This window comes from Candidatus Neomarinimicrobiota bacterium (assembly GCA_034716895.1).
Taxonomy (GTDB): domain Bacteria; phylum Fidelibacterota; class UBA8477; order UBA8477; family JABMPR01; genus JABMPR01.
On sequence record JAYEKW010000199.1, the window covers coordinates 1 to 8,870 of the forward strand.

The following is an 8,870-nucleotide window of genomic DNA, read 5'->3' on the forward strand; positions in this document are numbered from 1 at the left end:
CAAAACGATACAGCTTTCCTTTACCGATTCCCTCACATTCCTCACAGGTGATCTTCCAACGATAGGAGGATTTTAAGTTGGCTTTCCAGAAAGGGTACGTGCGGCATTGACTGGGTCTGGCGTCATAGATGGTACAGCCCTTTTCACCATAAAAGATGCAATTGTCTCCATCATTCTTGAAGACATACTGGTCTTTATGCATTTCCATATAGGTATCAGAAAAGGTTTTGACGCTTAACCCGAGATGTTTGGCAGCAAAACCCACATCCTCAAGACTGGGGTAAACAAAGCCACCTCCCAGTTTGCAGCAGGCTCCACATCCAGTGCACTCAAAATTAAGTCCATCAGCATAAAACCGTGGTTTAGGTGAATCCTTGCCCATGCTTGGAATAATACCAATTGCATCTTTATCATTAATTACAAAATTCATCATACTCTCCTGATTGTCAGACCAACCTATTCTAAAAATACCGGAGTTTGATGGTTTTTTCCCTAAAAAGATTTCATTCTCTACTCCAAAACTCTTAGAACTCAAAAACCCAGAAACTTTTATCCCCTAATCCTGTTCACATCCCTGTCACTCCGTCTATATTAGGCGGTTAAAAAAATGAATAAAGGAAAATTGAAATAAATGGATCTATATACACTTCTTCTCGCTGTCCCGGCCATTCTTATTGCCCTGACTTTTCATGAATTTGCCCACGCTTATGTGGCTTTTCGTCTCGGAGACCCAACTGCCAAATATATGGGTCGGCTGACCCTCAATCCACTGGCCCATCTAGACCCCATGGGCACTATCATGATCTTTTTGATCCACTTCGGTTGGGCGAAACCAGTACCGGTCGATCCGCGTTATTTAGGAAATCCAAAACGCGATATGATGTGGATCTCAGTCGCTGGTCCTGCCATGAATATGGCTCTGGCCCTGGCTTCCGGGATCTTGATCAGGATATTTTTAGCGGCCGGTTTTGGTCATGGACAACCAGGGGATATTACCCGTATCATTTTTCAGATGCTCTATTTTTCACTTTACATCAATCTGGCACTGGCCTTCTTCAACTTGCTACCTATTCCGCCTCTGGATGGATCCAAGATCCTGGCCGGCATTCTGCCCAATCGCTATGCAAACACCTTATATATGATCGAAACCAAAGGTCCAATGATCCTATTTGGGATCATCATGTTTGGTTGGGTCACTGGTTTCCATGTGCTGGGTATGGTTATTGGCCCCTTTATCAACTTCTTTTCAGGTGTATTTGCTGGTGTCTGATGCCTGAACTGAAGTTTGCCAAAAACCGACGCTTGAGACGATTTGAAGATGTGGAGTCGAAACAGAAGCGGATCGAATTTCAACGCCTCACTTCCAGTTATCCCAGACGCAGTTTTCTGGGTTTGTTGGTCATGGCTGGAATCATAATTTATTTATTCTATTTTTTATCCAAAGCGTAAAGGTTTTTCTCATGCAAAAGATTGTAGAATGTGTACCAAATTTTAGCGAAGGACGCGACCTGGCTGTTATCGAACAGATCACCACAGCCATCAAAGATGTCGAAGGCATTACTATGCTGGATGTGGACCCCGGAGCTGATACCAACCGGACCGTCGTAACCTTTGTGGGTGCACCAGATGATGTTATTGAAGCTGCCTTCCAGGGAATCAAACGAGCCTCGGAAGTAATCGATATGACCCAGCATTTTGGAGCACACGCCCGGATGGGAGCCACGGATGTGTGTCCCTTTATTCCAGTAAGCGACATGACCATGGAGGACTGTGCTGAGCTTTCTCACATCCTTGGAAAACGAGTGGGTGAAGAACTAAACATCCCGGTCTATCTATACGAGTACTCAGCCACAACTCCTGATCGTCAAAACCTGGCGGTTATTCGGGCTGGTGAGTATGAAGGTTTGGCAGACAAATTGAAAGATCCCCACTGGAAACCTGATTATGGTCAGGCAGAATTCAACGCCCGCTCGGGTGCAACAGTCATGGGAGCCCGTAAATTCCTGATTGCTTATAATGTGAATCTGAATACCAGGGATCAGAAGAAAGCCACGGATATTGCCCTTGAGATCAGAGAAGCCGGCCGGAATGCCCGGGATCCCAAAACTCGGAAATTCATCCGCGATGAAAATGGAACACCCATCAAACGTCCCGGAACCCTCAAAGCCGTAAAAGCTGTGGGCTGGTATATTGATGAATACAAAATGGCTCAGATATCCATGAACCTGGTGGATTTGGAAGTGACCCCCTTTCATATCGCTTTTGATGAGGTCGTGACTGAAGCTACCAAGCGTGGTTTACGCGTATCCGGCAGTGAATTAGTCGGGCTTATCCCTTTAAACGCCATGCTGGATGCTGGTTGTTATTATCTAAGAAAACAAAATTCAAGCACAGCCGTATCACACGCTGAGATCATTCGAATTGCCATTCAGAGTATGGGTTTGAATGAGATAGCTCCCTTTAACCCGCAAGAGCGGATCATTGAGTATCAATTGGGCTCCAAGACCGAGCAGAAGTTGGTCGACATGGGTGTCACAGAATTTGTAGATGAACTGGCTTCTGATTCACCTGCACCAGGTGGAGGCTCGGTTTCAGCTCTAGGCTCGGCTTTGGCAGCTGGATTAACCAACATGGTAGGTGTTTTGACTTATCACAAAAAAGGTTACCGGGAACATTGGGATGAGATCGAGGAACTGAGCAATGCAGCACAAACGCTGAAGGATACAATGCTCTATCTGATTGATGAGGATACAGCCTCCTTCAATCAGGTAATGGCTGCTATGCGCTTACCTAAAAAGAGTGCTGAGCAAAAGATCATTCGTGATGAAGCGATCCAGAAAGCCACTGTTTATTCGGCTCAGATCCCCCTCAGGGTTATGCAGGAATCATTGGAGATCATGAAATTGGCTGCTCGCATGGCTGAGATCGGTAATCAAAATTCTTTATCTGATGCCGGAGTCGCCGTGCTTCAGGCCAGGGCTGGCTTGGAAGGTGCAGCCATGAATGTTCTAATCAACATTCCAGGAATAGATGACCAGTCTGTGGTTACAGATCTTGGAAAACAAGTCGCTGATTTAAGGTCAGATGCTAAGAAAATATCTGAAAAAGCCCTCTCAGCAATGAATACCAAACTCCTGACTCCCAGCTCCTGATCCAAAAATATGTCTCGCATCCACATTCTTTCTGATATCCTTTGTAACAAAATCGCCGCTGGTGAAGTTGTCCAAAGACCTGCTTCAGTTGTCAAAGAATTGGTTGAGAATGCTATTGATGCTGAATCCACGCAAATCGAGATCAATATTGGAAACGGGGGCCGGGATCTGATTCAGGTCATCGATGATGGTGTCGGTCTGGATCAAGCTGAACTAGGTCTGTCATTACAACGACATGCTACCAGCAAGATCGCTGAGATCGAAGATCTATTCAGGATCAAGACCATGGGTTTTCGCGGTGAAGCATTGCCCAGTATAGCCTCTGTTTCAATGATGGAACTGGTGTCAAGAGCCCGTGGGAGTGAGAGCGCCTATTCCCTGGAAGTCCAGGCTGGTTTGACCAACGAAACAATGCCGGCTGCCTGGGAGACTGGTACTCGCATCACAGTTAAAAATCTCTTTTTCAATGTACCGGCCCGCTTAAAATTCCTGAAGGCCAAACGAACTGAACTCAATCACATTCTGGATCGGGTTAAACCTCTGGCTTTGATCCATCCTCAAATTGCCTTTAAGCTTACTGCTGATGAAAAGATCGTTCTGGATGTACGAGTTTCCACGGCGGAAGAACGGATTACAGCCATCTTTGGTAGTGAATACCGGGACAAGATCATCCCGGTTGAGGATCATCGGGGCAATATCAAGGTCTCCGGTTTTATTGGCAGTCTGGATCTGGTCAGGGTTGCCAGGGGAGAACAATATCTTTCTATCAACCAACGTCCCATCTCCGATCGTTTGATCAACAATGCAGTATATCAAGCCTATAAATCGCTGATCCAACGGGGAGAGTTTCCCTTTTACCTGCTGGATATCTCAGTTCCGCTCAATGAAGTGGATGTAAATGTACATCCAACCAAAACAGAAGTGAAATTCAACGACGAGTGGCGGGTTTACCACGTGGTGAAGGAAACCGTTGAGAATGGATTGCGTCAGACCCTGAAGATGATGCCGGGCTATCAAAATCGACCGCAGGCCGCGCCATTCTTTGCACCGACTGGCGGATCACCACAGCAAACCAGTTTCGCTACTCAAACTGCAGGTGAACCTGAGTCTACCGCTTCACTACGAACACCGGAAGAAAGTGAACTACTGCAGAAAGCCCGTCAATTCAGCCAGGTTCTGGATCAAAGCCCGGTCACAACCAAACCCCAAAGGCAGAATGGTGGGTTTATCTGGCAAGTGCATAACAAATATATTCTCAGCCAGATCAATAATGGGATCGCCATCATCGATCAGCATGTTGCCCACGAACGTATTCTCTATGAAGAAGCCCTGCACGATATGCATGAGAACCAGGGCACAGCTCAGCAATTGCTTTTTCCCGAGACAAAGGAATTCTCCGCTGACGACTACAATGTTCTGGTGGATATCATACCCTCGCTAAATACTCTGGGCTTTCGCTTGAGAGAATTCGGACCTCGGACCATTCTGGTGGAAGCAGTGCCCAGCGGTATGCGCGGTGGGAGTGAAGGAGCTATTCTTAAAGAGATCATTGACCATTACCGCGAGAACCGGGTCTTTGACTATTCGCCGGCTAAACGGTTGGCAGCCTCATATTCCTGTAAAGCTGCTGTCAAAGCAGGTGATCCATTGGCCGAGGAAGAGATGCGGGTTCTGGTTGACCGACTCTTTGCCACTGAAAACCCCTTTTACTGTCCTCATGGCCGACCCATTATCATCAACCTCACCATTGATGAACTGGATAAGCGTTTCGAACGGCACTAACCAGGTGATTGACCGGTAAATTCATTCTGGGAATGAATAATTATTGTTGAAGGATATTATCGGTAATCAGAATTCATGAGATCCATTCAAATTCATAACCAACGCCTTGATCATCCCCAGGCAGATTATCTGATCCTGGCTGGACCCACAGCTGTGGGAAAGACTGAGACGGTTATGCAATTGGCAGCTCTGCATGACATTGAAGTGATCAGTGGTGATTCCCGGCAGATCTATCAAATGATGAATATTGGTACGGCTACTCCTGAGACGCAACTCCTGGAACAGGTTCCCCATCATCTATTGGATGAGCTGACTCCTGATGTTGTCTGGAATGCAGCTGATTTTTATCAACGCGCTCGCGATCTGATCCACGAAATCATTATCCGGGGAGCGTTGCCTGTAGTTGTCGGTGGTGCCGGCATGTATCTGGATGCTCTGCGTTTTGGTCTATTCGATGAGCAGCACAAGGATCCGACCTTAAGAAAAAAATACCAGGCCAAAGTAGATGCTGGAGAAGCAGAATCACTGTGGGATCAATTACTTGAAATGGATCCTGAATATGCCGGGAGCTTTCATTTTAATAATCACAAAAAGTTGATGCGAGCTTTTGAGATCTACGAATCTACCGGTTTGATCCCCACCCAGGCGTTCGCCCGCAGTATGGATCCCTTTGAGAAACAAGCCCTCTTTGTGGTCCTTGATCGGAATCGAAAAGTCCTGTACGATCGTATCAATACACGGGTTTTACACATGGTGGCGGCTGGATTGATGGAAGAATGTCAAGTCCTTCTGGATCATGGATACAGTCCTGATCTATATCCTATGCGTACTATTGGTTATAAAGAAGTCTACGCTTTTTTCCGCGGGGACGTGAACCAACAAGAAATGATCGCATTGATTCAGAAAAACACTCGAAATTTTGCCAAACGCCAATTGACCTGGTTCAGGAATCACCCCTTTGACCACTGGATCGATCTGGGAGCATGATCTAGCTATACAATATAAAAGAGCCCCGGTTTCCCGAGGCTCTTTACTTGCTTTTAGTACATGTAATTTAACACTTGGAATAGCCACAGTTGTGGCAAAGCAGACACCCGCCTTCATGGGAGATGGTTGACCCGCATTCGGGACAGATAGTCATGGTCTTTGAGGTCGCGCTATGGTTTGGCTCCACCATATTGAAACTAGCTCCAGCATCTTTATCACCATCTTCTCTGGTGATGGCAGCCTGCAGTTGTTCATTGGTAGTTTGAAGATCAAACTCTGCCATGTGCTGTTCCAGCGCTTTGCCGATGGCATCTGGTGTCGAAAGGATCAATTGACCGTTTTCCCAAACCGGATTTGGTCCACTGATTCCCTTGAGCTGTTTGATAATTTCTGAGACATCCATTCCACTTCTCAAGGAGAGCGAGATCAAACGACTGATCGCCTCTGCCTGTGCAGCAGCATTACCACCGGCTTTCCCGATGGTGGTGAATATCTCACATAAACCATCTTCATCATGATTAATGGTGATATAGAGGGTGCCCTCACCGGTACGGATCCGATGGGTTACGCCAAAGGTATCTTTGGGTCGTAATCGGGGACGCAGAACCGGGGGTGCCAGGGCTGCTTCAGGATCCACCAGAGGAACGCTATCAACTGTGGATGCTTCTTCCTTTGGTTTGTCAGAGATCAGGATCCCATCACGACTACCCTCACGATAAACAGTGATTCCCTTTAGACCAGCTTTGTATGCTGCCATATAAATATTGGCTACAGTTTCTACTGCTACATCCTCTGGCAGGTTCACAGTGGAACTGATTGAGGCATCAATATATCGTTGGATAGTACCTTGCATTTTGACCCTGAAATAGGGGTCGATCTCATGAGAAGTGATCACGGAATCGGGTAAATTTTCATCACTACCGTATTTTTGAAGAATGGTTGGATGAACAACTTTAAATTCATCAAAATCTTCACCGAAACCTTCGTTTTTCTTAACGCGTCGTTTGTAACTGACATTAAAAATCGGTTCTACACCCGAACTTACTTGAGCGACAATAGCGCCTGAACCGGTTGGTGCGACAGTAAGAATAGTGGCGTTTCGCACACCATGGACCTTGATCTCATCCTGGACAGCCTGGGGGAGACTCTGAATAAATTTGCTGTTTTGATAGCCCTTCCATTGGAAATTAGGGAAGGAACCTTTTTCCTTGGCCAATTCGATTGAGGTATTATAAGCTGTTGTTGAAAGAGACTGCATGACCTTCTCAACAGCCTCCAGGGCCTCGTCTGTATCATACTTGATACCACGGAGCATCAGCATATCTGCCAATCCCAGGATTCCCAGACCGACCCGGCGATCTCCCAGAGCATTTTTCTTCTGATCCTCAAGAGCATGCCGGTCGACATTATAGTCGATCACATTGTCAAGATAACGGACACTAAGTCTTACGGTGTCAGTAAACTCATTCCACTGGAATTCGCCTGAATTATTGACAAAGCGAGCCAGATTGATAGCGCCCAGATTACAAGCTCCACCGTCTGGTAGGGGTTGTTCGCCACAGGGGTTGGTGCTCACCAGGGGGCTGCAGTATTCTGCATTATGATAATCCACCATTGTGTCCCAGAAAATAATACCTGGTTCAGCACTGGCATGAGCAGCATTAATAATTTTATCCCACAGATCTTTGGCACGAACTGTCTCGTAAACTTTATCGTTCCAGCGCAACTCGAAATCTGAATCCATTTCAACTGCTTCCATAAATTCATGGGTAAGCAGCACAGATAGATTCGAATATTTTACTTTTGACAGGTCGAGTTTGATATCTACAAATTCAGCAATATCAGGATGATCTACCCGTAAGGTCTGCATATTTGCACCGCGGCGACCGTGCTGGGCAATGGTATTGGTGTTTTCGCTGAAGAGATTCATAAATCCGACTGGACCACAGGATTCGCCACCGGTACCGTTGATCGCTGAGCCGCTGGGACGCAGCACGGAGAGGTCATGTCCGCAACCTCCACCATACTTATAAGTCCGGGCTTCCTGGATAATGGCATCATAAATAGCATCAATGGAGTCATTCTTGATACCGACCACATAGCAATTGTTAAGGGTCGTTTTGATGTCTTCGCGACCGGCACCGTGCATGATCCGACCACCAGGTACAAAACGGAAATCATGTAGAATAGTGTAGAAGCGATCTTCCCAGATTTCCGGGGTATCTTCCAACGCTGCCATTGCTTTAGCCAGTCGACGCCACAAATCCTCAGGAGATTTCTCAAGAGGTGCTAAATATTTATTTTGGAGTACACTCCTACCCAACTCATCGATGCCATAATAACTATCAATATCTGATCCGCTGCGCGGTTTGTCCTGGTTGACAATGGCTTCGATCTCCAGCTCTGGATGTTGTAGTGGTGGAGTACTCAGATCCTTGTCGTCAAATTCGAACGGAAACTGTATGGTTTCGGACATGTAGGTTCGCTCCTCAGCGTTTTTTTTACAAACGTTAGCTGTATAACCCCTCAAATCAAAAATTCGGAAAAATGACAGCGAGAAGTGTTTTACCCAATTGTTGGTTGCCTGGTGAGATGGTGTCCTGCACGTGATTTTGGTCACAAATACCTAGCGAACTGAATATAGAGGGGGCAATTATCATGGCAAGAATCAATTTCTAAAAAACTACAAAATGTTGAGGTCTCTTTATATCAAGCGCTACATCTTGTGTATGGAAGTGAGTCCTTGAGTATCAAACATTTAGCCCGATTTTAGATGTGGACGGTCATCCAAATGCAGTCAAATGCAAAACGCTCTGGGGGTTGGCATAAATCGGTAGCGCCGTTATTTGCACTCCGGTTAGTAATATTTGGAGAACAAATAGGGCGGTATATTGACAACTACAGAGCGTACAGGGAACACAGAGGGTTTTGATGGTTTTAACTTGCCCT

Annotated in this window: 7 protein-coding genes; 5 read left to right on the forward strand and 2 right to left on the reverse strand. The window is 46.2% G+C overall.

The annotated features are described in order from the left end of the window. Nucleotides 1-433: YkgJ family cysteine cluster protein (locus U9Q77_11950; GenBank protein ID MEA3288070.1), on the reverse strand; the 433-nt coding region annotated here is incomplete at its 3' end. A gap of 198 nt (nt 434-631) precedes the next feature. Here U9Q77_11950 and U9Q77_11955 point away from each other — a divergent pair. The 5 genes from U9Q77_11955 (at nt 632) to miaA (ending at nt 5,921) form a co-directional block, all read left to right on the forward strand. After that, entirely contained in the window at nt 632-1,270 is a 639-nt protein-coding gene (locus U9Q77_11955) for a site-2 protease family protein (GenBank protein MEA3288071.1), read from the forward strand. Next, complete coding sequence (locus U9Q77_11960; protein ID MEA3288072.1) at nt 1,270-1,449, forward strand: hypothetical protein; 180 nt, start codon at nt 1,270-1,272, stop codon at nt 1,447-1,449. Before U9Q77_11955 ends, U9Q77_11960 begins: the two co-directional genes overlap by 1 nt. A gap of 11 nt (nt 1,450-1,460) precedes the next feature. Then, nucleotides 1,461-3,152, forward strand: coding sequence for a glutamate formimidoyltransferase (ftcD, locus tag U9Q77_11965; GenBank protein MEA3288073.1), 1,692 nt, complete (start codon nt 1,461-1,463; stop codon nt 3,150-3,152). Nucleotides 3,153-3,161: 9 nt separating this feature from the next. Beyond that, nucleotides 3,162-4,934, forward strand: a complete 1,773-nt coding sequence (mutL, locus tag U9Q77_11970) for a DNA mismatch repair endonuclease MutL (GenBank protein MEA3288074.1) — start codon at nt 3,162-3,164, stop codon at nt 4,932-4,934. Between the two features lie 75 nt (nt 4,935-5,009). Continuing rightward, nucleotides 5,010-5,921 (forward strand): tRNA (adenosine(37)-N6)-dimethylallyltransferase MiaA, encoded by a 912-nt coding sequence (gene miaA / locus U9Q77_11975; GenBank protein ID MEA3288075.1) that lies wholly within the window; start codon nt 5,010-5,012, stop codon nt 5,919-5,921. Nucleotides 5,922-5,988: 67 nt separating this feature from the next. On the opposite strand, the gene U9Q77_11980 is transcribed toward miaA, so the two are convergent. Beyond that, a complete protein-coding gene (locus tag U9Q77_11980) occupies nt 5,989-8,397 on the reverse strand; it encodes an adenosylcobalamin-dependent ribonucleoside-diphosphate reductase (GenBank protein MEA3288076.1) in 2,409 nt (802 codons plus the stop codon). Nucleotides 8,398-8,870 lie beyond the last annotated feature (473 nt).